24 protein-coding genes are annotated in these 26,115 nt (G+C 71.5%); 15 read left to right on the top strand and 9 right to left on the bottom strand.

Annotation, left to right across the window (positions count from 1 at the left end):
• The first annotated feature begins 543 nt into the window (after positions 1-543).
• Positions 544-1,422 (top strand): DUF4231 domain-containing protein, encoded by an 879-nt coding sequence (locus tag ACIP4P_RS22485; protein WP_400920977.1) that lies wholly within the window; start codon positions 544-546, stop codon positions 1,420-1,422.
• 597 nt (positions 1,423-2,019) lie between these two features.
• On the opposite strand, the gene ACIP4P_RS22480 is transcribed toward ACIP4P_RS22485, so the two are convergent.
• The 4 genes from ACIP4P_RS22480 to ACIP4P_RS22465 all read right to left on the bottom strand — a co-directional run bounded on the left by ACIP4P_RS22480 (position 2,020) and on the right by ACIP4P_RS22465 (position 5,524).
• Entirely contained in the window at positions 2,020-2,394 is a 375-nt protein-coding gene (locus ACIP4P_RS22480) for a peptidoglycan-binding protein (RefSeq protein ID WP_400920975.1), read from the bottom strand.
• Between the two features lie 109 nt (positions 2,395-2,503).
• Positions 2,504-3,415 carry a 5'-3' exonuclease H3TH domain-containing protein gene (locus ACIP4P_RS22475; RefSeq protein ID WP_400921082.1) on the bottom strand — a complete coding sequence of 304 codons (912 nt, stop codon included), beginning with the start codon at positions 3,413-3,415 and terminating at the stop codon, positions 2,504-2,506.
• A 59-nt stretch (positions 3,416-3,474) separates the two neighbouring features.
• Positions 3,475-4,566 carry a cation diffusion facilitator family transporter gene (locus tag ACIP4P_RS22470; protein ID WP_400920973.1) on the bottom strand — a complete coding sequence of 364 codons (1,092 nt, stop codon included), beginning with the start codon at positions 4,564-4,566 and terminating at the stop codon, positions 3,475-3,477.
• Positions 4,567-4,795: 229 nt separating this feature from the next.
• Positions 4,796-5,524: a gamma-glutamyl-gamma-aminobutyrate hydrolase family protein gene (locus ACIP4P_RS22465; RefSeq protein WP_400920971.1), complete on the bottom strand. Its 729-nt coding sequence runs from the start codon at positions 5,522-5,524 to the stop codon at positions 4,796-4,798.
• A 188-nt stretch (positions 5,525-5,712) separates the two neighbouring features.
• Between ACIP4P_RS22465 and ACIP4P_RS22460 the strand changes: the two genes are divergently transcribed.
• The 4 genes from ACIP4P_RS22460 to ACIP4P_RS22445 all read left to right on the top strand — a co-directional run bounded on the left by ACIP4P_RS22460 (position 5,713) and on the right by ACIP4P_RS22445 (position 10,552).
• Entirely contained in the window at positions 5,713-7,098 is a 1,386-nt protein-coding gene (locus tag ACIP4P_RS22460) for a glutamine synthetase family protein (protein WP_400920969.1), read from the top strand.
• A gap of 3 nt (positions 7,099-7,101) precedes the next feature.
• Complete coding sequence (locus ACIP4P_RS22455; protein ID WP_400920967.1) at positions 7,102-8,469, top strand: aldehyde dehydrogenase family protein; 1,368 nt, start codon at positions 7,102-7,104, stop codon at positions 8,467-8,469.
• A gap of 6 nt (positions 8,470-8,475) precedes the next feature.
• Positions 8,476-9,264, top strand: a complete 789-nt coding sequence (locus tag ACIP4P_RS22450; protein ID WP_350512976.1) for a 3-oxoacyl-ACP reductase — start codon at positions 8,476-8,478, stop codon at positions 9,262-9,264.
• Positions 9,265-9,373: 109 nt separating this feature from the next.
• Complete coding sequence (locus tag ACIP4P_RS22445) at positions 9,374-10,552, top strand: DUF2510 domain-containing protein (RefSeq protein ID WP_400920964.1); 1,179 nt, start codon at positions 9,374-9,376, stop codon at positions 10,550-10,552.
• A 141-nt stretch (positions 10,553-10,693) separates the two neighbouring features.
• Here the strand turns inward: ACIP4P_RS22445 and ACIP4P_RS22440 are convergent, their stop codons facing one another.
• The 3 genes from ACIP4P_RS22440 to ACIP4P_RS22430 form a co-directional block, all read right to left on the bottom strand.
• The gene (locus ACIP4P_RS22440) at positions 10,694-11,614 is read right to left on the bottom strand and encodes a lytic polysaccharide monooxygenase (RefSeq protein ID WP_400920962.1); all 921 of its coding nucleotides are present in this window, start codon (positions 11,612-11,614) and stop codon (positions 10,694-10,696) included.
• A gap of 241 nt (positions 11,615-11,855) precedes the next feature.
• Positions 11,856-12,287 carry a hypothetical protein gene (locus ACIP4P_RS22435; RefSeq protein ID WP_400920960.1) on the bottom strand — a complete coding sequence of 144 codons (432 nt, stop codon included), beginning with the start codon at positions 12,285-12,287 and terminating at the stop codon, positions 11,856-11,858.
• A gap of 61 nt (positions 12,288-12,348) precedes the next feature.
• Entirely contained in the window at positions 12,349-13,560 is a 1,212-nt protein-coding gene (locus ACIP4P_RS22430) for an amino acid deaminase/aldolase (RefSeq protein ID WP_400920958.1), read from the bottom strand.
• 91 nt (positions 13,561-13,651) lie between these two features.
• Between ACIP4P_RS22430 and ACIP4P_RS22425 the strand changes: the two genes are divergently transcribed.
• Entirely contained in the window at positions 13,652-14,425 is a 774-nt protein-coding gene (locus ACIP4P_RS22425; protein ID WP_400920956.1) for an SseB family protein, read from the top strand.
• Positions 14,426-14,479: 54 nt separating this feature from the next.
• On the opposite strand, the gene ACIP4P_RS22420 is transcribed toward ACIP4P_RS22425, so the two are convergent.
• The gene (locus ACIP4P_RS22420; protein ID WP_350512970.1) at positions 14,480-14,857 is read right to left on the bottom strand and encodes a DUF1844 domain-containing protein; all 378 of its coding nucleotides are present in this window, start codon (positions 14,855-14,857) and stop codon (positions 14,480-14,482) included.
• A 480-nt stretch (positions 14,858-15,337) separates the two neighbouring features.
• Here ACIP4P_RS22420 and infC point away from each other — a divergent pair, with 480 nt between their 5' ends.
• From infC to ACIP4P_RS22380, 8 genes are all read left to right on the top strand, one after another.
• A complete protein-coding gene (gene infC / locus ACIP4P_RS22415; protein WP_350513014.1) occupies positions 15,338-16,096 on the top strand; it encodes a translation initiation factor IF-3 in 759 nt (252 codons plus the stop codon).
• Between the two features lie 138 nt (positions 16,097-16,234).
• Complete coding sequence (rpmI, locus tag ACIP4P_RS22410; protein WP_030055648.1) at positions 16,235-16,429, top strand: 50S ribosomal protein L35; 195 nt, start codon at positions 16,235-16,237, stop codon at positions 16,427-16,429.
• Between the two features lie 109 nt (positions 16,430-16,538).
• Complete coding sequence (rplT, locus tag ACIP4P_RS22405; RefSeq protein WP_030055649.1) at positions 16,539-16,934, top strand: 50S ribosomal protein L20; 396 nt, start codon at positions 16,539-16,541, stop codon at positions 16,932-16,934.
• A gap of 125 nt (positions 16,935-17,059) precedes the next feature.
• On the top strand, positions 17,060-17,926 hold the full coding sequence (locus tag ACIP4P_RS22400) for an RNA methyltransferase (RefSeq protein ID WP_350512969.1): 867 nt from the start codon (positions 17,060-17,062) through the stop codon (positions 17,924-17,926).
• Positions 17,927-18,087: 161 nt separating this feature from the next.
• Entirely contained in the window at positions 18,088-19,191 is a 1,104-nt protein-coding gene (locus ACIP4P_RS22395) for an ATP-binding protein (RefSeq protein WP_350512968.1), read from the top strand.
• Positions 19,192-19,382: 191 nt separating this feature from the next.
• The gene (gene pheS / locus ACIP4P_RS22390; RefSeq protein ID WP_350512967.1) at positions 19,383-20,504 is read left to right on the top strand and encodes a phenylalanine--tRNA ligase subunit alpha; all 1,122 of its coding nucleotides are present in this window, start codon (positions 19,383-19,385) and stop codon (positions 20,502-20,504) included.
• Complete coding sequence (gene pheT, locus ACIP4P_RS22385) at positions 20,504-23,005, top strand: phenylalanine--tRNA ligase subunit beta (protein ID WP_400920952.1); 2,502 nt, start codon at positions 20,504-20,506, stop codon at positions 23,003-23,005. Before pheS ends, pheT begins: the two co-directional genes overlap by 1 nt.
• A 210-nt stretch (positions 23,006-23,215) precedes the next feature.
• Positions 23,216-24,058 (top strand): chitosanase, encoded by an 843-nt coding sequence (locus ACIP4P_RS22380; protein WP_400920950.1) that lies wholly within the window; start codon positions 23,216-23,218, stop codon positions 24,056-24,058.
• 66 nt (positions 24,059-24,124) lie between these two features.
• Here the strand turns inward: ACIP4P_RS22380 and ACIP4P_RS22375 are convergent, their stop codons facing one another.
• Positions 24,125-24,994 carry a 3-hydroxybutyryl-CoA dehydrogenase gene (locus ACIP4P_RS22375; protein ID WP_350512964.1) on the bottom strand — a complete coding sequence of 290 codons (870 nt, stop codon included), beginning with the start codon at positions 24,992-24,994 and terminating at the stop codon, positions 24,125-24,127.
• A gap of 284 nt (positions 24,995-25,278) precedes the next feature.
• On the opposite strand from ACIP4P_RS22375, the gene ACIP4P_RS22370 reads away from it, so the two are divergent.
• Entirely contained in the window at positions 25,279-26,097 is an 819-nt protein-coding gene (locus ACIP4P_RS22370) for an SDR family oxidoreductase (RefSeq protein ID WP_350512963.1), read from the top strand.
• Positions 26,098-26,115: the final 18 nt, after the last annotated feature.

The raw sequence follows: 26,115 nt of genomic DNA, 5'->3' as shown, positions 1-26,115 counted from the left end.
GGGTAGTAGCGGCCAGGCCCGAGGTCGTGGCGGCTACCACCCCCCACCCCCCACCCCCACCCCCCACCCCCGTGCGGCTTCGGCTTCGCCTCGCTGCTGGGGTTCCACGACGTTGCGCAGGAAGTCGGCCCAGCTGACTTCCTGCGCATCAGAATGCCTATGCCCCCGTCATCGGCGGGGGCATACGCATTCTGATGACAGAAGAGATATTCCAAGCCGTTGCCGCTTCGGCGCGGCCGAAGCGGCAACGGAATTGTGCGGGTGGCGAAGGAATTTGGTTCGGCCGAGGTCGATCAGTCATGTGAGTGAATGAGGGTCAGCGTGAGACCGCATATTTCCCCTGACGCGGGTATCCCGAGGGCGGTCCCTGATGCCGCACCTTGCCGGATCGAACACATGTGGCCCGAATATTTCATCGATACTCGTAATAAATTTTGAAACATTCTTCGCGGAAGTCAACCGCGCGCGAACCTGTCCTTGTTTGCAGGCAATCTGCACCTTAGTCTCCTGTGTGTCCAATGAGATGGAAGGGGGTCTGCGGTAATGAGCGTGGATGTTTTCGAGGAAGGGCAAAATTCGCGCGAGTATCGGCGAATTGCGACGCCAGAGCAAGAGCATTTCCTGCAAGAGGATTACCGACGGAGGGTCAAGGAATTTGACCAGCTGGAGGTGGATCTCCGAGGGTCGAGGATCACCCAGCGGGTCTTCCTGCTGACCATGCTCGGTGCGATCGGGCTGGTTCTCCTGCTGGGCTATGCCGTGATCGTCGGAGTTTGGGATGCGAAGCCAGTGATCGCGAGGTATGTGGGGCTGGTGACGGTCGGAGCGTTGGCGGTCGCGATGGCCCGACTCTTCATGGTCGGCCGTAAGGAGATTGCCGCCAAGTCTGGCGAGCTGCGCAATGCGCTGCAGGATCGCCAGACCGCCGCAGCTCGACTTCCACTCGACTCACCGTCCGGGCTGCGGATCTATCGCGAAGCATCGCTGGAGATCGTCGACCAGTACAGGAAGAGTGCCAATCGGAATCGCAGGGTCCACAACTTCTTCCAGGTGATTATCATCACCGGGGCAATCGTCACATCATCCCTCACTGCAATGAATACTGGCGAAAGCGTTGTGCTCAGGCTTGGAACTGCATTCCTTAGTGGATTTGTGGGAGTGTCGGCGGGCGTGACCGGGTATTTCAAGTTCCGGGAGCGAGGTTACAACCTCCAGTCGACTGCCGATGAGATTGAGAAGCATTACAATGCTTCTCAATTTATGCTCGACGAATACGCTGGGAGTGACCCGAGCAAGCCTCTCTCCGAGGATGATCGGTTGCGAATGTTTGCTCGATATGTCGAGCGCCTGAAGGAAGAGCAGCGGAAACGGGAGCTGCAGCTTGAGCAATCAAGCTCAGCGAGCGAGGAGCATGGCGGCTGATGAGCTCGGGGCGCAGAGCGATCTGGCCGGACTCACGTTTCCTGCTTGCACCGATCCAGCATTGGCGTACTCGGCGGTTGATGGGGGCGCACGGCTCGATCTCGTACGCGACCGCCTGGTGCCTGGTGGAGCTGGCCCGATCCCCATACGAGCTCCCGTATGTTCACAACGTCGCTGTTCGGATGGGGCTGTTCGGTATACCGATGCAAGGAGTCTCTCTCGATTCCTGGGATGCCCTGGACTCAGTAGAGCAGCGTCGCCGCCTCGCTTGGCTGGAGCGTCATGGTGCAACTCCGCTTGCCGCACTGGGTGTGACGCGCGGAGCGGTCGAACGGGCGAAACTACACGTTGTGGAGTGGGGCCTGCCGGCCGGGCATCAGGCCATTGCGGTCGCGGCTAGCCGGGGCTCAAGGTCGGAGTAGTGGGGGTGGATGTGGGACTTGTGGTTGATGAGCCTGGAACGGGAGCTGGGTGGTCGTTTCTTGTGGGCTCGAATCCGTGGCCAACGACCTCTCGTGACCTCGTTGGGTTGAGATGGATACGCGAAGGGGCCCGCACGTTCCGTTGGAACGTGCGGGCCCCTGTTGCGCCCGGCGCCTACTTGAGGGTGGGCAGGGCGGAGTAGCAGCCGTAGTAGTCCTTGGTCGCCTCGATCATGACGTCTCCGGTCTTCGGACCGACGACGCCGTCCGGGTCCAGACTCGCCCACTTCTGGATCGCGACGATTGCCCCGTAGGTGTCCTTGCCGAACGCGCCGTCCACCGTGACCGTGTGGTAGCCAGTCTGGTAGTGCAGGCTGTTGGATATCTCCTGCACGCACTTCACGCTGGCGTACGTATTGCTCTTGCCGTAGCCGACCCACAGCGAACCGGAGTTGGGCACGGCCTGGGCTGTACCCGCGACCCCGACCGTGGCCAGGGCGGCGGCCGCGAACAGGAATGTGCCGCGCCGCTTGATGGAGATGCTGCTCAATGGGACCCCGGTTTCGGAACGCAACTGATCGTCAGTTCCACGAACCATACCGCCGCCCACTGACAGGTCGCCGGTGGTCCGCTGGCTGGCCGGCAGGCGTGGAGCGGGATCAGCGGGTGGCCAGGACCTCCAGGACGCGGTGGAGGGAGGTGCCGAGGCCCCAGCGGGCGGAGAGGTGTTCGAGGGTCATCGGGTCGACGGGCTCGCGGGGGAGGGCCGGGTCGAAGGCGGGCAGCGGGGCGTCGTCGGCGACGCGGACGACCTTGGGGGCGACGTCGAGGTAGCCGGCGCCCTCGACGATGTTGCGGCGGCGGGCCGGGGTGAGCCTGGAGCCGACGTCGAGGGCGGCGGCGCGGATGGCGGCCAGGTCGCCGTACTCGTTGATGAGTTGGGCGGCGGTCTTCTCACCGATGCCCTTGACGCCGGGCAGGCCGTCGGACGGGTCGCCGCGCAGGGCGGCCATGTCGGCGTACTGGGCGCCGCGCACGCCGTACTTCTCCAGCAGCAGCGCGTCGTCGGTGACCTGGAGGTTGCCCATTCCCTTGACCGGGTACAGGACGGTGATCTGCCGTGCGTCGTCGACGAGTTGGAAGAGGTCGCGGTCGCCGGTGACGATCTGCACCGGGCCCTTCGCCCGGGCGGTGAGGGTGCCGATGACGTCGTCGGCCTCGTAGCCGGGGGAGCCGATCCGGGCGATGCCGAGGGCGTCCAGTACCTGCTCGATCACCGGGACCTGCGGGGCGAGGGTGTCGGGCACCTCCTCCTCGCCGGCCTCGGCGGCCTCCTGCTCCTCGGCGACCCGGTGGGTCTTGTACGAGGGGATGAGGTCCACCCGCCACTGGGGGCGCCAGTCGGCGTCCATGCAGGCGACGAGTTCGTCGGGCCGGTGGTCGTGGACCAGCCGGGCGATGAAGTCCAGCAGGCCGCGGACGGCGTTGACCGGCTCCCCCTGGGGGGAGCGCAGGGAGTCCGGTACGCCGTAGTAGGCCCGGAAGTACAGGCTGGCGGAGTCGAGGAGCATCAGTCGCGGTGCGGTCACGCGTCAGATCATGCCGCACCGCGCTGACGAAGGCCCGGTTCTCAGTGCTCGTGCGGGCCGGCGCGGTGCACCGGGCCGTGGGCGTCGGCGCAGTGTTCGGCGCCGGGCTCGCCCGGGCCGGCGATCTGCAGCAGCGCCCCGGCCTCGTCCTCGCCGACGTGGTCGACCTGGAGGGTGCTGTGGGTGATGCCGTACTCCTTGGCCAGTCGGCGCTGGAGTTCGCGCCGGACGGCGTGGCAGTCGCCGCCGGGGGTGACCAGGATGTGCGCGGACAGGGCCGGCTGGTTGGAGGTGATCTCCCAGATGTGCAGGTCGTGGATCTCCTCGACCAGCGGCTCGGTGACCAGCCGGTCGGCGACCGTGTCCGGGTCGATGCCGGCCGGGGCGGCCTCCAGGAAGATCCGTCCGGAGTCCCGGACCAGGCCGATGCCCGCCTTGAGCATCAGGACGACGACGATCAGCGAGGCGATCGCGTCGGCCCGGGCGAAGCCGGTGACCAGCATGACCGCACCGGCGACGGCGGTGGCGATGAAGGCGTACAGGTCGGTGAGGACGTGCTGGAAGGCGCCCTCGACGTTCAGCGAGCTGCGGTTGGCCTTCGACATGCACCAGGCGGCGGCGAGGTTGACCACGATCCCGATCAGCGCGGTGATCAGCACCAGTGAGCCGGTGACCTCGGGCGGCGAGATCAGTCGACTGACGGCCTCGTAGCCCAGCCAGGCCGACAGCACCAGCAGGGTCACGCCGTTGGCCTGGGCGGAGAGGATCTCGGCGCGCTTGAGCCCGTAGGTGTAGCCGCCGCGGGCCGGTCGGGCCGCGAGCCGCATGGCGACCAGGGCCAGCACGATCGAGGCGGCGTCGGTGAGCATGTGCGCCGCGTCGGAGATCAGGGCCAGGGACTGGGCGGCGAAGCCGACGACGACCTCGCCGGCCATGAAGACGACGATCAGGGCGAGGGCGCTGACCAGCCAGCGGCGGTCGGCGTCGGCGGCGACGCCGTGCGAGTGTCCGCCGTGGCCGTGGCCGTGGCCGTGGCCGTGGCCGTGACCGCCGCCCCCGTGTTCATGTTCGTGGCCGGGCGAGTTCTGGTGGTCATGCGCATGATCATCGTGGGAATGCTCGTGCCCGGCCATCGAAGTCCTCTCTGGACGCACGGGGTGGAAGGTGGCAGGGGGCGATCGCCCCGCACTCGAAGTGAACCGCAGAATCGACAAAGATCCAAAGGCTGTACTGGTGACCGTTGTCGTTGCCGAACAGGGGCTCCGCCGGACGGCCCGATCGACCTCAGGACAGCGGCCGGCGCCCCGGTGCATCCGGGGCGCCGGCCGACGAGCGGGCCTGCGGGAGGGGGAGGGTCGGGGCTCAGCCCAGGGCCACCGAGTCCAGGGCGGCCGCGGTGGCGGCGCGGACGAGGGCCTGCATGACGCGGAGGTCGGTGCCCTGTTCCGGGTGCCACTGGACGCCGACGGTGAAGCCGGCGCCCTCGACGGCCTCGATCGTCCCGTCCGGGGCGAGGGCGCTGACCCGCAGGCCGGTGCCGAGGCGGTCGACGGCCTGGTGGTGGAAGGTGGGGACGCGGAGTTCGCTCTCCGGCAGGAGGCCGCCGACCAGGGTGCCGGGGACCGGCCGCACCACGTGGCTGCCGTAGCAACCCGGCGTCCCCGCATGGACGTCGACGTCGAGCACGTCGGGCAGGTGCTGGACGAGCGTGCCGCCGCAGACCACGTTGAGGACCTGCATGCCCCGGCAGATGCCGAGCACCGGCATGCCCGCCGCCAGGGCGCCGCGCAGCAGGGCGACCTCCCAGGCGTCGCGCGCCGGGGAGTCGACGTCCGTCAACGGGTGGGCGGGCTCCCCGTAGTAGGCCGGGTCGATGTCCGGGCCGCCGGCGATGACGAGGGCGTCGAGCCGGGCGAGGACTTCGGGTGCGCGCTCGGGGGCGTCCGGCGGGAGGAGGACGGCGATGCCGCCGGAGTCCTGCACGTAGGCGGTGTACTCCTCCGGCACCAGGGCGACGCGACGGCCCCGCCAGTCGCTCCAACTCACGTCCACCAGGTAGGTGCTGACGCCGATGAAAGGCCTGCGATCCATGGCGGGCATTCTCCTCCCGTACCGTCCGGTACCCCGTCAAACACGCGCATCGGCGCGCCACACCCGTCCGCCCTCTTCCGCCCCGTGAGGCGCAGGCCGTACGGTTCGCTGTGTACATGAAGCTGTGATCGCTTGATCTCGAAGAGTGATCGAAGAGTGAGCAGAGTGATCGAGGAGGAGGGTTCGGCATGTCCGAGAACGCCCCCGCGGGTTCGCGGCCCCGGCCGCCACTGACCCTGGACGAGCTGCGCACCCTGGTGGACGCGGGCGAGGTGCACACCGTCGCGCTCTCCTTCACGGACATGCAGGGCAGACTGCAGGGCAAGCGGTTCGCCGCCCGCTTCTTCCTGGACGAGGTGGCGGAGAACGGCGCCGAGGCCTGCGACTACCTGCTGGCCGTGGACGTGGACCTCAACACCGTGGACGGCTACGCCTTCTCCTCCTGGGCCACCGGCTACGGCGACTTCGCGATGCGCCCCGACCTCGCCACCCTGCGGCTGACCCCCTGGCAGCCCGGCACCGCCCAGGTCACCGCCGACCTCGCCCGGCACGGCGGCCACCCGGTGGACGCCGCCCCCCGCCAGCTGCTGCAGCGGCAGATCGCCCGGCTCGCCGAGTACGGGCTGGCCGCGGACATCGGCACCGAACTGGAGTTCCTGGTCTTCCGCGACACCTACGAGCAGGCCTGGCTGGGCGGTTACCGCGGGCTGACCCCGGCGAACCTCTACAACGTGGACTACTCGATGCTGGGCACCGCCCGGATCGAGCCGCTGCTCTCCCGGATCCGCAACGAGATGGCCGGCGCCGGGCTGACGGTCGAGTCCGCCAAGGGCGAGTGCAACCTCGGCCAGCACGAGATCGCGTTCCGCTACTCGGACGCCCTCACCACCTGCGACCAGCACAGCGTCTACAAGACCGGCGCCAAGGAGATCGCCGCCCAACAGGGCTGCGCGCTCACCTTCATGGCCAAGTACGACGAGCGCGAGGGCAACAGCTGCCACATCCACCTGTCGCTGCGCGACGCCGTCGGCGCCCCCGCCTTCGCCGACCGGGACGGCCGGATGACCGACACCATGCGGCACTTCCTGGCCGGACAGCTGGTCGCACTGCGCGAGTTCAGCGTGCTGTACGCGCCGAACATCAACTCCTACAAGCGCTACCGCCCGGGCTCCTTCGCCCCGACGGCCGTGGCCTGGGGCCGGGACAACCGCACCTGCGCCTACCGGGTGGTCGGCCACGGCCCGGGCCTGCGGATGGAGAACCGGGTGCCCGGCGGCGACGTCAACCCGTACCTCGCCGTGGCCGGGATGATCGCGGCCGGACTGTACGGCCTGCAGCACAAGTTGGACCTGCCGACGCCCTGCCTGGGCAACGCCTACGCGGCCGAGGAGTACGCCCGGGTGCCCGGATCGCTGCGCGAGGCCGCCGCGTTGTGGGCGCAGAGCGAACTGGCCCGGACGGCCTTCGGGGACGACGTGGTCGAGCACTACCTCAACATGGCCCGGGTCGAGCAGGCCGCCTACGACGGGGCGGTCACCGACTGGGAGCGCTACCGATCCTTCGAACGGATGTGAGCCATGAGCGACCCGACCAGCAGCGAGGTCCGCAACCCCGCCACCGGTGAGCTGCTCGCCACCGTCCCGGACACCACCGCCGAGCAGTTGGACGCGGCCGTCCAGCGCGCCGTGAAGGCCCAGACCGGCTGGGCGGCCCTGGCGCCCGCCGACCGGGCCCGGCTGCTTCGCCGCTTCGCCGACCAAGTCGAGGTGCACGTCACGGAGTTGGCCGAACTGGAGGTGACCGAGGCCGGCCACACCCTGGGCAACGCCCGCTGGGAGGCCGGAAACGTCCGCGACCTGCTGGAGTACGCGGCCGGGGGAGTGGAGCGCCTGACCGGTCGTCAGATCCCGGTCCCGGCGGGCCTGGACGTCACCTTCCACGAACCGATCGGCCTGGTCGGGGTGATCGCGCCGTGGAACTTCCCGATGCCGATCGCCGCCTGGGGCTTCGCCCCCGCCCTCGCGGCCGGCAACGCCGTGCTGCTCAAGCCCGCCGAGGCGACCCCGCTGACCGCGCTGCGACTGGCCGAACTCGGGCTGGCGGCCGGACTTCCCGAGGGACTGTTCCAGGTCGTCCCCGGGGCCGGCGGCACGACCGGGCGGGCGCTGGTCGACCACCCGGCGGTGCGGAAGATCGTCTTCACCGGGTCGACCGTGGTCGGCAAGGAGGTCGCCGCCCGCTGCGCGGCCCGGGCCAAGCGGGTCACCCTGGAACTCGGCGGCAAGAGCCCCAACATCGTCTTCGCCGACGCCGACCTGGCCCGCGCCGCCGACCCGATGTCCTTCGCCGACAACAGTGGCCAGGACTGCTGCGCCCGCAGCCGGATCCTGGTCCAGCGCGAGGCCTACGACGACTTCCTGGCCCTGCTGCTGCCCGCCGTCGAGGCGCTGCGCACCGGGGACCCGCACGACCCGGACACCCAGCTCGGCCCGCTGATCTCGGCCGCCCAGGTCCGCCGGGTCGCCTCCTACGTGACCCCCGACCTGCCCGTGCTGGCCCGCGGCGAGGTGCCGGACGGGCCCGGCTACTGGTACCCGCCGACGGTGCTCGCACCCGCCGCCCCGGAGGTCCCGGCGGTCACCGAGGAGATCTTCGGCCCGGTCGCCGCCGTGCTGCCGTTCACCGACGAGGCCGACGCCCTGCGCCTGGCCAACGCCACCCGCTACGGCCTCTCCGGCTCGATCTGGACCAGGGACGTCGGCCGGGCACTGCGGCTGGCCCGGGGCGTCCAGGCGGGCAACCTGTCCGTCAACTCGCACTCCTCGGTGCGCTACTGGACGCCCTTCGGCGGCTTCGGCGAGTCCGGGGTGGGCCGCGAGCTGGGGCCGGACGCGCTGCGCCACTTCACCGAGACCAAGAACGTCTTCATCCACAGCGAGGAGTGACAGTCCATGACCGGACCGGACGAGATGGTCTGCCGCCGCCTGGTCGGCCGCACCGCCGTGGTCACCGGCGCGGGCAGCGGGATCGGCCTGGCCGCCGCCCGCCGGCTCGCCGCCGAGGGCGCGAAGGTGGTCTGCGCGGACCTGGACGAGGAGACCGGCCGGGCGGCCGCCAAGGAGGTCGGCGGGCTGTTCGTGCACACCGACGTCACCGACCCGTACATGGTCGAGGCGCTGTTCGACGAGGCCTACGAGACCTACGGCGGCGTGGACGTCGCGTTCAACAACGCCGGCATCTCGCCGCCGGAGGACGACTCGATCCTGACCACCGGCCTGGACGCCTGGCGCAAGGTCCAGGAGGTCAACCTGACCTCGGTCTACCTGTGCTGCAAGGCCGCGCTTCCGTACATGCGCCGGCACGGGCGCGGCTCGATCATCAACACCGCCAGCTTCGTGGCCCGGATGGGTGCGGCCACCTCGCAGATCTCGTACACCGCCTCCAAGGGCGGGGTGCTGGCGATGTCCCGCGAGCTGGGCGTGCAGTTCGCCCGGGAGGGGATCCGGGTGAACGCGCTGTCGCCCGGGCCGGTGGACACCCCGCTGCTGCGCGAGCTGTTCGCGGCGGACCCGGAGCGGGCCGCCCGCCGGCTGGTGCACATCCCGCTCGGCCGGTTCGCCCGGGCCGAGGAGATCGCCGCCGCGGTGGCCTTCCTGGCCAGCGACGACTCCTCGTTCATCACCGCGAGCGAGTTCCTGGTGGACGGCGGCATCTCCGGGGCGTACGTCACGCCGCTGTAGGCCGGTGGGCCGCCGCTGTGGGGCTTCTCACCGTAATCTCATCGAAAACACCCCGAATTCCCGGCTGCGCTGATTTCGCGTTTATCCGGCTACCTTTAGATTCTTTGCTGTGAGTGAGCAGATCCCCGCCGGGTGGTACCCGGACCCGAAGGACACCACCGGCGACCCGAGGCAGCAGCGCTGGTGGGACGGCAAGGGCTGGACGGCCGACACCCGGCCCGCACCCTCGGACGCCCCGCAGCCGGAGCCCCCGGCCGCCGCGGCTCCGGGGCCGGAGACGTCCGAGCAGCCCCGGGTGCTGGAGGGCGAGGTCCTGGACAGCGGACCGACGGTCCGGTACCCGGAGCCGCCGCCCTTCGGGGCCGCGTACGGCGCGCCCGGCGGGCCACTGCCGCGCAAGCCCCGGCGCAAGCCCTCCAAGCTGGTGGTGGCCACCGTGGTCGCCGCCGTGCTCGGTCTGGGCGCGGGCTCGGGCATCACCTACCTGGCGATGGACGGCCACAACGACTCCCGCCCGCAGAGCAGCGCCCGGCAGCAGCCCGCGCCGAACGACGGCGGCGGACTGTTCGGCTTCCCCGGCCTCGGCGGCGGGAACGGCGGTGACGGCAGCAGCGGCGGCGGTGGCAACGGCGGCGGTACCGGTGGCGGTACCGGTGGGAACGGCGGCAGCGGCGGCGGAAAGGCGAGGCCGGGCGCCAACAAGGCGATCGACCTGGTCAACGGCCTCACCCTGCCCACCCCCTCCGGCTGGCAGGCCGGCACCACCAACGACGGCTACGCCGCGCTGTCCATCGGCGCCTACAAGTGTCCGGACGGCAGCGACAACTGCACCCTCGGCGGGGTGAACACCGGCCGGATCACCGGAGGCGGCACGGACGTCCAGGCGGCGGCCAAGGCGGACATGGACGCGGCCGTCAAGAGCTCCTACGGTGACGTCAGCGGACACCAGGAGCTCAAGTCCGAGGCGGTGAAGGTCAACGGCCAGGACGGCTACCTGATCCGCTGGAAGGTGAACGCGGCCAAGGGCAACAGCGGCTACGTGCAGACGGTGGTCTTCCCGACCACCGACGGCAAGGCGCTGGTCTCGGTGCACTTCGGCTTCGACATCGCCGACAAGGCGCCGGACGTCTCCGTGATGGACAGCATCGTGAAGGGCATCGCCGACTTCAAGGGCAAGATCCCGGGCATCCCCGGCCTGCCGGGCACCGGCGGTGGCGCCGGGTCCGGCTCGTCGGGTTCCTCCGGCGGCTCGGCCGGCCCCGACGGCTCCGGGACGTCCAGCACCTGAGCCGCCCCGCTCCTCACACCACGACGGCCCGCCCGGGAGACCTCCTCCCGGGCGGGCCGTCGCCGTTGCCTTCGGCACTACTGGGGTCGCGGAGCCGGACCGGACGGGGGTGGGGCCGGTCCGGCCCCGCGTCGTCCGGCGTCAGGCGTCGCGTCGAACAGCCTCGATGCGACGGCGCCGGAGCACCATGCCCGCCCAGCCGACGCCGAGCGCGGCCGCACCGGCGAGCAGCAGCGGACCAGTGGCGGAGGAGGGGGCCACCGCCGCGGAACTGGTCGGGATCGGCTGGCCCGCCGGGGCGTTCGGGTCCCCGCCGTGCCCGTGGTGGGCGACCGTGGACTTCGACGCGTCGGCGGCGATCTGGGCGTCGCTGGGCGCGGCCGGGGCGGCGAGCGAGGACACCGCCGGGGCGCCGGCGGTGGTGGCGGCGCCGAAGTCGACGTCCGAGCAGCTGTAGAACGCCTCCGGGCTGTCGCTGCGCTGCCAGACCGTGTACAGCAGCTGGCGGCCGGTGCGCTGCGGCAGGGCGCCCGAGTAGGTGTAGTACCCGTTGACGGCGCTGCGGTCGGTCTGCACCTGGGCGACCGGGGTCGGGTCGAGGTCCGACCACTTCAGCGGCTTGGTGGGGTCGTAGCCCGGCTTGGTGATGTAGACGGTCTGGGTGCCGGCGTGCGGCGCGGTGGTGCGGAACTGGAAGGTGAAGTTGCCCGCGCTGACCGGGGTGGCCGGCCAGTCGGTGCGCGGCCAGTCCAGGGCCGCGTACTTGTCGCGGTTGGCCGAGCAGAGCTTGCCGTCCGGGATCAGGGCCTGGTGGTTGCCGTTGGCGTTGGCGATGTTGACCTCGTTCCAGTCGTACAGCGGCTGGGTGCCGCTCGCGGCGACGAGGTCCTTGCACACCTGGGACACCGGGTACTCGGGGCCCTCGGCGTAGCAGGCGCCGACCCGGCTGACCGGGCCGGTCATGGTGCCGTGGGCGCTGGCGGTGCCGGCGGTGGTCGCGGCCACCGCGAGGACCGCGGCGCCGACCACGCCGACGGACAGGGCGCTTCGCTTGATGGACATGGGGTGGGGACTCCTTGACCGTCGTTCCGGGCGGGTGTGGGGGAGCGGACACGCCTGCCCGTTCGGGGGCCGCCGGCCCGGATCGCGGCCCCCGGGCAGAGCGTAGGATTGGTCTGGACCAGATGGCAATAGCCGCGCGTGATGCGGTTATTGACGGACTGTAGGCCCCCGAACAGCGCAAAGGCCCGACGGGACACCGGGGTTAGGTGTTCCATCGGGCCTGCTTAAGGCTGGGGAAAGGTCAGAAGTTCAGATCACCGTTGATCGTCTCGACCTGGGCCACCTTGCCGTGGCCGACCTGGATGACGGTGCCGTGGACCGTCATGTCCTTGAGCTCGTTGTGGTAGACGGTGGTTCCCGGCTCGGCCTGCTTGGGGCCGAACTCATCGAGGATGGATCGGAGTTCGGCGACCAGAGCCGGGTCGGCGGCCAGTAGCCGGCGCAGCTTCGGCTCCCACTCGCCCTGTGCGCTGAGAGCGGCGGACTCGGTGTCGCCGGGCTGGGCGGCGACCAGTTCGTCCCGGGTCGCGTCCAGTTCCTCGGAGACCGACTCCGCCTTGCGGCCGAACATCGCGGCGACGCGCGGCTTCACCCGCTCCCAGGCCGAGGTGACCATGAGACCGGCCAGAGCCGTCGCGCCCCTCGTTGCAATCTCGGTGATCTCGGCGTCCATGCCACCCCTCCGTCAACGTCCCCGGTACTGGCACCACGGTAGGGCAACAGCGGACGAACCGTCAGAGAAACGTCTTCCCCTCACCCCGGTACGTCGGCACCGTCCGCACCACCCGGTCCCCCTCGATCAGGTGCAGCTCCGCGAAGCGCTCGCACAGCTCACCCGCCTTGGCATGCCGGAACCACACCCGGTCGCCGATCAGCAGGTCGTCGGCCGCCGGGCCGATCAGCGGGGTCTGCACCTCGCCCGCGCCCTCCATCGGGTCGTAGTGCAGCCCCGGCGGCAGGTACGGCACCGGGGAGCGGTCCGGTCCGGCCGCGCCGGAGGCCGGGTAGCCGCCGCCCAGCACCGTGACCACCCCGACGCCGGGGCGCCGCACCACCGGCTGGCCGAAGAGTGCGGCCGGACGGCCCCGGAACCCGCGGTAGTTGTCGAACAGTTGCGGCTGGTAGAGCCCGGAGCCGGCGGCCACCTCGGTGACGGCGCGTTCGGCGGCGGTGGACTCCACACTGCCGGTGCCGCCGCCGTTGACGAACTCCAGCTCCGCCACCTGCCGCAGCCGCCGCACCACCGCGGCGCGCCGCTCGGCCAGTTCGGTCCGCGCCTTGGTCTGCATCAGCCGGATCACCTGCGAGCGGACCGGCCGCCCGGGCACACGGTCGCCCACCCCGGCGACGTGTCCCTCGTACGCCATCAGCCCGACCACCCGGAACCCCGGGCGGCGCTGGACGAGTTCGGCGAAGGCGCTCAGCTCCTCCGGGGTGCGCAGCGGCGAGCGCCGGGCGCCGACCCGGACCCTCCCGCCGAACAGGTGCAGGGCGGTGTCCAGTTCGAGGCAGACCCGCACCTCGGCGTCGCCGCTGCGCGCCTTGTCGATCAGGTCCAGCTGGGCCGGGTCGTCCAGGACGACGGTGACCCGGTCGGCCAGCTCGTCGTCGGCGGTCAGTTCGGCGTAGCCGGTGCGGTCGGCGGAGGGGTAGGCGAGCAGCACGTCGCGGATGCCGGTGCGGGCCAGCCAGAGCGACTCGTCCAGGGTGAAGCTCATCACCCCGAGGAAGCCGTCCACCGCCAACGCCCGCTCCAGCAGGGCCCGGCAGCGCAGCGACTTGCTCGCCACCCGGATCGGCTTGCCGCCCGCCCGGCGGACCAGGTCGGCGGCGTTGGCGTCGAAGGCGGCGAGGTCCACGACGGCCACCGGCCCGTCCAGGTGGGCGGTGGCCCGGTCGTACCGGTGCCGGTCCGTGACAGGGGTGCGCGATACGAGGATGACCATGCGCGCAGGCTGCCACAGCGCGGTACCGCCCGGTAGGGGGCGCGTGCGGGGAAATGCGGGCGGCGACGTCCGGTGGCATAGGGTCGGCCGGGTGGACCGCAAAGACTTCTCCAACCCGGCGTTCGTCGGCAAGAGCATCCCGAACCCCGGCTTCTCCGACGACGACGGCACGGCGGACCCGGCGTTGACCGCGGCCCTCGCCCGCTGGTCGCAGGACCGCGCGGTCGAGCCCGAGGTGCTGGCGGCGCTGACCCCGACCCGGCTGATGGTCCCGATCGTGGCCGTCCTCGGCGAGGTCGAGGTGGACGAGCACGGGCACAAGCACGACAAGACCAGTGACATGGCCGTCCCGGTGCTGGAGGCCCCGGACGGGCGCCGCGCGCTGCCCGCCTTCACGTCGCTGGAGACGCTCACCCGCTGGCGCGCCGACGCCCGCCCGGCGCCGACCGCGGCGCCGCAGGCCGCGATGGTCGCCTTCTCCGAGCGCGCCGACACGCTGCTGATCGACCCGGCCGGGCCGGTCCCCTTCCTGCTGACCGGGGCCCGGCTGCGGGCGCTGGCGGAGAACCGCCGCTACCTGCCGCCGGTGCGCGACCCGGAGGTGCGGGAGGCGGTGCGGGCGCTGCTGGCGGCCGAGCCGCAGGTGGTCAGCGGGCTGCTGGCGCCGTCGGAGGACTCGGACGGGGTGCTCGCGGTGGTCCTCGACCCGGCGCTGGACCAGTCGGGGCTGCAGGAGGCGGCCCAGCGGGTCGGCCGGGCGGTGGCCGGTGACCCGGTGCTGCGGGTCCGGCTGGACCGGGGGCTGGACCTCGCGGTGCTGCCGGCCGACGCGCAGCTGCCGGGGGAGGCGCTGTACCGGCGGTAGTCGACACGAAAAAGACCACCTACGAAATTTCGTAGGTGGTCTTTTTGATCTCGACTAGGAGTAGACCGGCCCGGTGAACTTCTCGCCCGGCCCGGTGCCCGGGGCGTCCGGCACCAGCGAGGCCTCGCGGAACGCCAGCTGCAGCGAGCGCAGCCCGTCCCGCAGCGGGGCCGCGTGGAAGTTGCTGATCTCCGGGGCGCCGGCCGTGACCAGCCCGGCGAGCGCGGTGATCAGCTTGCGGGCCTCGTCCAGGTCCTTGTCCTTCTCGCCGCCCTCGGCCAGGCCGCACTTGACCGCGGCCGCGCTCATCAGGTGCACCGCGACGGTGGTGATCACCTCGACGGCCGGGACCTCGGCGATGTCGCGGGTGAGGTCGTCGAAGCCGATCGCGTGGTCGTCCGCGTCGGGGGTCTGGGTGGGCTCGCTGCTCAAGGGGGGCTCGTTCCGTCGTGCGGTGTGGGTACAGGTGGAGCGTACAAGGGGCCCGGGAGGCGGACGGAGGGCAGTGTGCGGGGGCGGAATGGCGTTCGACCCCGTGACGCTGTAAGCTTCGAGACTGACCGGCCGGGATCCCGCATGGGCGCTCGGCCAGCAAGTGGAGGCTCCACTGCGAGGAGGCCCGAGAGGGCAACCGCGAAAGTCTCCCACCTGAGCGGCCTCACGGTCGACGGGTCCGGTCCGCGACGGGCGCCACGGCGCCGAGTCGCCCGCAGCGTCCCTCACCGGATGCCGCCCCCGGTTGTGTGGAGCCCCGCTTGTACCGAGCGGGGCTTTTTTCGTGTCGCGGGTGCCCGCGGTGCCGACAGGTACCGGGCAGCGCAGCACGAATGAAGCCCCGCCCAGTGGTCGAGTCCACTACGTGCGTCCGCCGTCCGACGGCCGCATCGCAGAAGGTGCAACCGAGGAGGCCCCATCAGCACCGAGCCCCGCATCAACGACCGGATTCGCGTTCCGGAGGTGCGACTCGTCGGTCCCAGCGGCGAGCAGGTCGGCATCGTGCCGCTTGCCAAGGCGCTGGAGCTCGCGCAGGAGTACGACCTCGACCTGGTCGAGGTCGCGGCGACCGCCCGGCCGCCGGTGTGCAAGCTCATGGACTACGGCAAGTTCAAGTACGAGTCGGCCATGAAGGCCCGTGAGGCGCGCAAGAACCAGGCGCACACGGTCATCAAGGAGATGAAGCTCCGGCCGAAGATCGACCCGCACGACTATGACACCAAGAAGGGTCACGTCGTCCGGTTCCTCAAGCAGGGCGACAAGGTCAAGATCACGATCATGTTCCGCGGTCGTGAGCAGTCCCGCCCCGAGCTGGGCTTCCGTCTGCTGCAGCGGCTCGCCGACGACGTCCAGGACCTGGGCTTCGTCGAGTCCTCGCCGAAGCAGGACGGCCGAAACATGATCATGGTTCTTGGCCCGCACAAGAAGAAGACCGAGGCCATGGCCGAGGCCCGCGCCCTCGCCGACGCCCGTAAGGCCGAGCGGCTCGGCCGGACCCCCGGGTCCGACGACGCCGCCGCCGCGGACGACGCCGACCTGATCGACGACGTCGACGTGATCGACGACGACGCCGACGTGATCGACGAGGTCGCCGAGGTGCAGGACGCCCCGGCCGAGGTCGAGGCCCCCGAGGCCGAGGCTCCGGTCGAGCAGCCGGCCGCCCCCCAGGGCGCCTGAGCCGCAAGGCTCACGGCAGTCCGGGGTCGGCCCCCACGGTGACGGGGCACCCGCCCGGTCACCGCAGATCCATCCAGTTCACGCCCGCCGGCGCAGGCCGAGCGGGCGTGAACGGGACCGACGAGGAGATACGGCGAAATGCCGAAGCAGAAGACGCACAGTGGCGCCAGCAAGCGCTTCAAGATCAGTGGCTCTGGCAAGGTGCTGCGCGAGCGCGCCGGTCGCCGCCACCTCCTGGAGCACAAGCCCTCGACGCTGACCCGCAAGCTGGCCGGGACCGTCGAGCTGGCCCCCGCTGACGCCAAGAAGATCAAGAAGCTTCTCGGCAAGTGATCGCCCTCCCGCCCGGCGCGAGCCGTGTGCGGGGCAGCTGATCCTTCCCGACCCATTCGAATGACGGACCACGTGAAGTAGTCCGTGGTCCAACCCAAGGAGTAATCAAGTGGCACGCGTCAAGCGGGCAGTCAACGCCCACAAGAAGCGCCGGGTCATCCTGGAGCGCGCCAGCGGCTACCGGGGCCAGCGCTCGCGCCTGTACCGCAAGGCCAAGGAGCAGGTCACCCACTCGCTGGTCTACAACTTCAACGACCGCAAGAAGCGCAAGGGCGACTTCCGTCAGCTGTGGATCCAGCGCATCAACGCTGCGGCCCGTGCCAACGGCATCACCTACAACCGCTTCGTGCAGGGCCTGAAGGCCGCCAGCGTCGAGATCGACCGCAAGATGCTGGCCGACCTGGCCGTCAACGACCCGGGTGCGTTCGCCTCCCTGGTCGAGGTCGCCCAGAAGGCGCTGCCGGCCGACGTGAACGCCCCGAAGGCCGCCGCCGACGCCGCCTGATCTTCCGAGATCGGTTGAGCTCTGACCGGACCCGCAGGCTCTCCTGCGGGTCCGGTTCTGCGTTCGCCCCCACAGCACCACCAGCGTCAGCACCTCCAGAGTCAGCGCCTCCAGAGAACGAGACCATGCCGAGCACCGAGACCCCCCTGCTCACCTCCCTGCGCTCGCCGCGCGTCGTCGCCGCCCGCCGGCTGGCCAAGCGGAACCAGCGGACCAAGGAGCGCCTCTTCCTGGCGGAGGGCCCGCAGGCCGTCCGGGAGGCCATCGCGTTCGGCAAGCTGCCGGGGACGGCCGAGCACGCCGTGGTCGAGGTGTACGTGGGCCTGGAGGCCGCCGAGCGGCACGCGGACATCGTCGAGGCCGCGCTGGCCGAGGGGCTGCCGGTGCTGACCGCCACCGACGAGGTGATCGCCGACATCTGCGACACGGTGACCCCGCAGGGGATCGTGGCGCTCTGCCGCTTCATCGACACCCCGTTCGCCGAGGTGCTGGCGGCCCGGCCGAAGCTGGTGGCGATCCTCGCCCACGTGCGTGACCCCGGCAACGCCGGCACCGTGCTGCGCACCGCCGACGCGGCCGGCGCGGACGCCGTGGTGCTCACCGACGCCTCGGTGGACCTGTACAACCCCAAGGCCGTCCGGGCCTCCGTCGGCAGCCTGTTCCACCTGCCGGTGGCGGTCGGCGTGCCGGTCGAGGAGGCGGTCGGGCAGCTGCGCGCGGCCGGCGTCCGGGTGCTCGCCGCGGACGGCGCGGGGGAGCGCGACCTGGACCAGGAGCTGGACGAGGGCACCCTGGGCGCCCCCGGCGCGTGGGTGTTCGGCAACGAGGCCTGGGGGCTCCCGGAGGAGACCCGCGCGCTCACCGACGAGGTCGTGCGCGTCCCGATCCACGGCCACGCGGAGAGCCTCAACCTGGCCACCGCCGCCGCCGTCTGCCTGTACGCCTCGGCCCGGGCCCAGCGTTCGCCCGGCGGCTGCCGCGCCGACGGCTGACCCCTCCGGCCCGAACGGTCGACCCGTACCGATCGAACGGCCGACACGCCCCCGGGCGCGCCGGGATCACCACGTTGCAAGCCCTACTGCCGGGGCCTGCGAGGCGCTAGGGTCTGCCTCGGTGGGGGGAACGGCACGGTGGGTAATCGGGGAGGCAACCCATGGTCGGCAGCGGACCCGAGCTCGACCCGGACGACCTGCCGGACGGCCTGGTGGTCGCCGACGCGCTGGGCCGGGTGGTCTGCTTCAACCGGGCCGCGGCCCGGCTCACCGGTGTGCTCCCGGCGGCCGCGCTCGACAGCGCCCTGGAGGACGTCCTGCCGCTGGAGGACCTGGACGGCCGCCGCTGGTGGCAGCTGACCGACCCGTACGGCGGCCTGGCGATCCGTACCGGCCAGCCCGAGCGCAACCTGCTGCTGCCCGGCGGCCGTGAGGTGCTGGTCTCCGCCCGGTACGTGCGGGCGGTGCCGCTCGGCCCGCTGGAGCGCCTGGTGGTCGCCCTGCGCGGCACCGAGGCCCGGCGCCGCACCGAGCGCAGCCACGCGGAGCTGATCGCCACCGTCGCGCACGAGCTGCGCTCCCCGCTGACCAGCGTCAAGGGCTTCACCGCGACGCTGCTGGCCAAGTGGGAGCGGTTCACCGACGGCCAGAAGCGGCTGATGCTGGAGACCGTGGACGCCGACGCGGACCGGGTCACCCGGCTGATCGCCGAGCTGCTGGACATCTCCCGGATCGACGCCGGCCGGCTGGAGCTGCGCAAGCAGGTGGTCGACCTGGCGGCCGCGGTGCGCCGGCACGTCGAGCGCAAGGTCGCCACCGGCATCCCCGAGGAGCGCTTCGACATCCGGATCACCGAGCCGCTGACCGTGCTCTGGGCGGACCCGGACAAGGTCGACCAGGTGCTGGCCAACCTGCTGGAGAACGCGGTCCGGCACGGCGAGGGAACCGTCACCATCGAGGTGGCACCGGCCAAGGAGGTCGTCGAGGCCCCCGTCTGGGAGCGCCCCGGCACCCCGCCCCGCATCGTCGAGGGCACCGCGGTCACGGTGAGCGACGAGGGAAGCGGCATCCCCGAGGAGTCGATCCCGCGCGTCTTCACCCGCTTCTGGCGGGGCTCCAAGCGCGGCGGTACCGGCCTGGGGCTCTACATCGTCAAGGGCATCGTGGAGGCCCACGGCGGCTCGATCAGGGTCGACCGCGCGCCCGGCGGCGGGGCCCGGTTCCGGTTCATCCTGCCCGCCGGGGTGCCCGACTTCATGCTCTGAAAGAGCATGGACGACAAGCGCAGCATGCTCTGAAAGAGCATGGACGACAAGCGCAGCATGCTCTGAAGGTGCTCCGGGGTCCCGCCGGACGGGCGTCCCGCCGGTGGCGCTACACGCTGCGACTACACTCGACCTTTGGCGTTGGCCCACAGACCTGAGCACGGACGAGCAGGAGCACGGGAAAGATAGAGATGTCGGCACCCAACAAGTCGTACGACCCGGTCGAGGTCGAGGCCCTCAAGCCCGAGGTGGTGGAGCAGGCGCGGGACGAGGCGATCGCCGCCTTCGCCGCCGCCGGCTCCCTGGACGAGCTGAAGCAGGTCAAGGTCGCGCACACCGGCGACCGTTCCGCGCTCTCGCTCGCCAACCGCGAGATCGGCGCCCTTCCCCCGCACGCCAAGGCCGCGGCCGGCAAGCTGATCGGCCAGGCCCGCGGCGCCGTCAACCAGGCGCTCGCCAAGCGGCAGGCCGAGCTGGAGGCGGAGCGGGACGCCCGTGTGCTGGTCGAGGAGGCGGTGGACGTCACGCTGCCGTACGACCGCACTCCGCGCGGCGCCCGGCACCCGCTGACCACGCTGGCCGAGCGCATCGAGGACACCTTCGTCGCGATGGGCTACCAGGTCGCCGAGGGCCCCGAGGTCGAGGCCGAGTGGCTGAACTTCGACGCCCTCAACCTGGGCCCGGACCACCCGGCCCGCTCGATGCAGGACACCTTCTTCGTCCAGGCCCCGGACGGTTCCGCCGACTCCGGCGTGGTGCTGCGCACCCAGACCTCCCCGGTCCAGGCCCGCACCCTGCTCGACCGCGAGCCCCCGGTCTACGTGGTCTGCCCCGGCCGGGTCTACCGGACCGACGAGCTGGACGCCACCCACACCCCGGTGTTCCGCCAGGTCGAGGGTCTCGCGGTGGACGAGGGCATCACCTTCGCCGACCTCAAGGGCACCATCGAGGTGCTGGTCGAGAAGCTGATCGGCGGCGGCCTGGAGCTGCGCTGGCGCCCCTCGTACTTCCCGTTCACCGAGCCGAGCGCCGAGATCGACCTGCAGTGCTTCGTGTGCCGCGGCGAGAGTGTCGGCAACCCGGACCGCCCGTGCCGCACCTGCTCCTCCGAGGGCTGGATCGAGCTCGGCGGCTGCGGCGTGGTCAACCCGCGGGTGCTGGTCGCCTGCGGCGTGGACCCGAACCGCTACAGCGGGTTCGCCTTCGGCCTGGGCCTGGAGCGGATCCTGATGAATCGTCACAACGTCGCCGACATGCGCGACATGGTCGAGGGTGACGTCCGCTTCACCCTCCCGTTCGGGATGGAGATCTGATGCGCGTCCCGCTTTCCTGGCTGCGCGAGTACGTCGACCTTCCGGCCGGGGAGACCGGCCGCGACGTGGCCGAGCGCCTGGTCCGGGCCGGCCTGGAGGTCGAGACCGTCGAGCAGATCGGCGCCGACCTCAAGGGCCCCCTGGTGGTCGGCGAGGTGCTCTCCATCGAGGAGCTGTCCGGCTTCAAGAAGCCGATCCGGCACTGCTTCGTGAACGTCGGCGACGCGAACGGCACCGGCGATCCGCAGGAGATCGTCTGCGGCGCGACCAACTTCGCCGTCGGCGACAAGGTCGTGGTGGTGCTCCCGGGCGCGGTGCTGCCCGGCCCGTTCCCGATCGCGGCCCGCAAGACCTACGGCCAGACCTCGGCCGGCATGATCTGCTCCGCCCGCGAGCTCGGCATGGGCGACGACCACGCCGGCATCATCGTGCTCCCGCCGGAGTTCGAGGCCGGTACGGACGCCATCGAGCTGCTCCAGCTGGTCGACGACGTGCTGGACATCGCCGTCACCCCGGACCGCGGCTACTGCCTGTCGATGCGCGGGGTGGCCCGTGAGGCCGCCGCCGCGTACGGGCTGCCGCTGGCCGACCCGGCGCTGCTGGACGTGCCCCCGGCCAACTCCTTCGGCTACCTGGTCAAGGTCAACGACCCGGTCGGCTGCGACCGCTTCGTGGCCCGTACGGTCGTCGGCGTGGACCCGGCCGCCAAGTCCCCGATCTGGCTGCAGCGCCGGCTGCAGAAGGCGGGCATCCGGCCGATCTCGCTGACCGTCGACATCACTAACTACGTGATGCTGGAGGTCGGCCAGCCGCTGCACGCCTACGACAAGCAGCGGGTCTCCGGCCCGATCACGGTCCGCCGGGCGGCCGAGGGCGAGACCCTCACCACCCTGGACGGGGTCGAGCGCAAGCTCGCCGCCGAGGACCTGCTGATCTGCGACACCAGCGGCCCGATCGGGCTGGCCGGGGTCATGGGCGGCGCCTCCACCGAGATCCTCGACCCGGCCGCCGGCCCGGGCACCACCGAGGTGATCATCGAGGCCGCGCACTTCGACCCGGTCGTCATCGCCCGCACCGCCAAGCGGCACAAGCTGCCCTCCGAGGCGTCCAAGCGCTTCGAGCGCGGCGTCGACCCGGAGGCCGCCCGCGCCGCCGCGCAGCGCGCCGTCGACCTGCTGGTGCTGATCGCCGGCGGCACCGCCGAGGCCGGGGTCACCGACATCGCGGCCCCGCACCCGGTGCGCACCATCACCATCGCGGCCGACCTGCCGGACCGGGTGGCCGGTACGGCGTACGGTCGCGAGACCGTCACCCGGCGGCTGCAGGAGATCGGCTGCTCGGTCTCGGGCGCCGACGTCCTGGAGGTCACCCCGCCGACCTGGCGCCCGGACCTCACCGACCCGTACGACCTCGCCGAGGAGGTCATCCGGCTGGAGGGCTACGACAACGTCCCCGCCCGGATGCCGAACGTCCCGCCGGGCAAGGGCCTGACCGAGGCCCAGCGGGTGCACCGCCGGATCGGCGTGGCGCTGGCCGGGGCCGGTTACGTCGAGGTCAACAACTACCCGTTCCTCGGCGAGTCCGCCTTCGAGGCGCTCGGCCTGGAGCCGGAGGACCGCCGCCGCCGTACGGTCAAGCTGGTGAACCCGCTCAACGACGAGGAACCGTCGCTGCGCACCACCATGCTGCCGGGCCTGCTCGGCGCGCTGCGCCGAAACGTCGGCCGGGGCAACACCGACCTGGCGGTCTTCGAGACCGGCACCGTCTTCCTGCCGAAGGACGAGCGGACCGTGGCCCCGCGCCCGGCCGTCGACCGCCGGCCGAGCGACGCGGAGCTGGCCGAGCTGGACGCCGCGCTGCCGGACCAGCCGCGCCGGGTCGCCGTCGCCCTCGCGGGCGAGCGGCTGCCCTCCGGCTGGTGGGGCAAGGGCGACCAGGCCTCCTGGGCGGACGCGATCGAGGCGGCCCGCACGGTGGCCCGCGCGGCCGGCGTCGAGCTGACCGTCCGTCCGGGCCGGCTGGAGCCCTGGCACCCGGGCCGCTGCGCCGAGCTGGTCGTCACCGGCACCGACCGGGTGGTCGGCCACGCCGGTGAGCTGCACCCGCGGGTGGTCAAGGCGCTCGGCCTGCCGGCCCGTACCGCGGCGATGGAGCTGGACGTCGACCTGCTGACGGCGGACGGCTCGCGGCCGGTCGACGGCCCGGCGGTCTCCGGCTTCCCGGTGGCCACCCAGGACGTCGCGCTGATCGTCGACACCGCCGTCCCGGCCGCCGAGGTGGAGGCCGCGCTGCGTTCGGGCGCGGGCGAACTGCTGGAGGCCATCCGGCTGTTCGACGTGTTCACCGGCGAGCAGGTCGGCGAGGGCAAGAAGTCGCTGGCCTACGCGCTGCGCTTCCGCGCGGCCGACCGCACCCTGACCGCCGACGAGGCCACCGCCGCCCGCGAGGCGGCCGTCGCCGAGGCCGTCAGCCGCACCGGAGCGGTGCTCCGCGGGGCCTGATCCCGTAGCGGGCCCGGTCCCGTCGCACCCGACAGCGGGCCCCGTCCCTGCCGAGAGGCAGGGGCGGGGCCCGTTTCCGTTGTGCCTGGAGTTCGTCGTGCTTGACGTCGTCTTTGAAGTGTTTTGTCAAAACCCTTGCGCGGTACCGGAGTCGGGGCGTTAATTCCTGGTTAGGAAGGTTTCCTAACCCTCAGGAAACGGAGCGTCCCCATGCGTCCCCAGCCCTGTCGTGCCCTCCGGATCGCCCTCGTCGCCGCCTTGCTGGCCGCGCCCCTCACCGTCGCGGCCACCACGGCCGCCCAGGCCACCCCCACGGCCGCAACCTCCGTCCAGGCCAAAGGAGTCGGCCTCGACGACCCGCACAAGAAGGACATCGCGATGCAGCTGGTGTCCAGTGCCGAGAACTCCTCGCTGGACTGGCGGGCCCAGTACGGGTACATCGAGGACATCGGCGACGGCCGCGGCTACACCGCGGGCATCATCGGCTTCTGCTCCGGCACCGGCGACATGCTCGACCTGGTCCGGCACTACACCGACCTCAAGCCCGGCAACATCCTCGCGAGGTACCTGCCCGCGCTGGAGAAGGTCAACGGCAGCGCCTCGCACTCCGGCCTCGGCACCCCGTTCGTCCGGGACTGGGCCAAGGCCGCCAAGGACGCGACCTTCCAGCAGGCCCAGAACGACGAGCGCGACCGGGTGTACTTCGGCCCCGCCGTCCGGCAGGCCAAGGCCGACGGCCTGCGCGCCCTCGGCCAGTTCGCCTACTACGACGCGATCGTGATGCACGGACCGGGCGACGGCTCCGACAGCTTCGGCGGCATCCGCGCGGCCGCCATGAGGAAGGCCAGGACGCCCGCCCAGGGCGGCGACGAGGCGACCTACCTCAAGGCCTTCCTGGACGCCCGCAAGGTGGTCATGAAGAAGGAGGAGGCGCACTCCGACACCAGCAGGGTCGACACCGAGCAGCTGGTGTTCCTGAAGGCGAAGAACTTCGACCTCACCCCGCCGCTCAAGTGGAAGGTCTACGGCGACAGTTACAGCATCAGCAGCTGACCCGGAAACGTCGGGGCCCGGGAGCCGTGTTCGGCTCCCGGGCCCCGACGCACCCGCCCGACGGCGTCAGGCGCTCGCGGTGTAGTCGTAGAAGCCGCGACCGGACTTGCGGCCCAGCAGACCGGCGTCGACCATCCGGGACAGCAGCGGGGGAGCGGCGTACAGCGGCTCCTTGTACTCGTCGTACATCGACTCGGCGATCGAGACGATGGTGTCCAGGCCGATCAGGTCGCACAGCCGCAGCGGGCCCATCGGGTGGGCGCAGCCGGCCTCCATGCCCTTGTCGATGTCGGAGGCGGTGGCCACGCCCGACTCGAACATCCGCACCGCGGAGAGCAGGTACGGCACCAGCAGCGCGTTGACCACGAAGCCGGCCCGGTCGCGGGCGCGGATCGGCTCCTTGCCGAGCACCTGGGTGGCGAAGGCCTCGACCCGCTCGGTGGTGGTCGCCGAGGTGGTCAGGGTCGGGATGACCTCGACCAGCTTCTGCACCGGCGCCGGGTTGAAGAAGTGCAGGCCGATGACCTGCTCCGGGCGGGAGGTGGCGGCGGCCAGCTTCACGATCGGGATCGAGGAGGTGTTGGAGGCCAGGATCGCGTCCCGGCGCTGGACCACCTGGTCCAGCGTCTGGAAGATCCGGACCTTGATGTCCTCGCGCTCGGCGACCGCCTCGACCACCAGGTCGCGGTCGGCGAAGTCGGACAGCTCGACGGTGAAGGAGAGCCGGGACAGCGCGTCGTCCCGCTGCTCGGCGGTCAGCTTGCCGCGCTTGACCGCGGTCTCCAGCGAGTTGGTCAGCCGGGTGCGCCCGAACTCCAGCGCCTCGCCGCTGGCCTCGGCCACCAGGACGTCCAGCCCGGCCCGGGCGAAGACCTCGGCGATGCCCGACCCCATCAGGCCGCAGCCGATCACTCCGACGCGCGCGATGTCAGTCACTCAGTTGCCCTTCGGTGGTGCTGGGGGTCGCCCAGCGAACTGGTCACCCAGCGAGCTGCTGGTCAACGGGCCGGTGCGCCGGAACGGGTGCACCGGTCACCGCCCCCGACGACGTTACTACTCCGTACTGGCCAGTAGGTCACCCCCTCCCCGGTGGGGTGTCACCGGCGGCACGCCCCCGATCGGGTGAGGCCGGGCGGCCCGCGCGTGTGCCCGGGCCCGCCGCCGCCCGGCGCCGGACAGAATGCCGCAGACGGGGGCCGGGGACGGGAAGGGAGCACGAGGTGCCGACGGGATCGCTCACAGGACAGGTCGCCCTGGTCAGCGGCGGCGGCCGGGGCATCGGCCGGGAGATCGCCATCGGCCTGGCCGCCGAGGGCATGGCCGTCGGCCTGGTCGGCCGCACCCACGAGACGCTGACCGACACCCTCAAGGAGTGCGTCCGGCGCGGCACCCGGGGCGTCGCCGTCACCGCCGACGTCTGCCGTCCCGGCTCGGTGCGCGAGGCCGTCCGGCTGGTCGAACGCGACCTCGGCCCGATCGACCTGCTGGTCAACAACGCCGGACTGGTCGACCGCGCCGAGGTGCCGCTCTGGGAGACCGACCCCAACCAGTGGTGGCAGGTGATCGAGACCAATCTGCGCGGCCCCTACAACCTGCTGCGCTGCGTCCTGCCCGGCATGGTCGCCCGCCGCCGCGGCCGGGTGGTCAACCTCAACTCCGGCTTCGCGCTGCGCCCGGACGGCCACTACACCGCGTACGCGACGTCCAAGGGCGCGCTGCTCCAGCTCTCCGACAACATGGCGGACTCGCTGGCCGACCACGACGTGGTGGTGCTCGACATCAGCCCCGGGGCGGTGGCCACCGACATGACGGCCGCGATGCCGATGTTCAGGGACATGAAGGCCTGGGGCTCGATCCCGTACGTGGTCGCGGTCACCGTGGACGCCGCCCGCGGCCGCTTCGACGCGCTGCACGGGCGGTTCATCCACGCGGGCCGGGACGACCTGGAGGAGCTGGTCGCCCGGGCCGACGCGATCCGGGCGGCGGACGCCAGGACGCTGCGGCTGCGGCCGTACAAGGAGGACGACCCGATGGCCTGAGCCGCCTCCGCCCAACCG

Source organism: Kitasatospora sp. NPDC089509, from assembly GCF_044749365.1.
Classification (GTDB): domain Bacteria; phylum Actinomycetota; class Actinomycetes; order Streptomycetales; family Streptomycetaceae; genus Kitasatospora.
The sequence above is the reverse complement of the archived record's forward strand: the minus strand, read 5'-3'. Positions and strand labels throughout refer to the sequence as shown.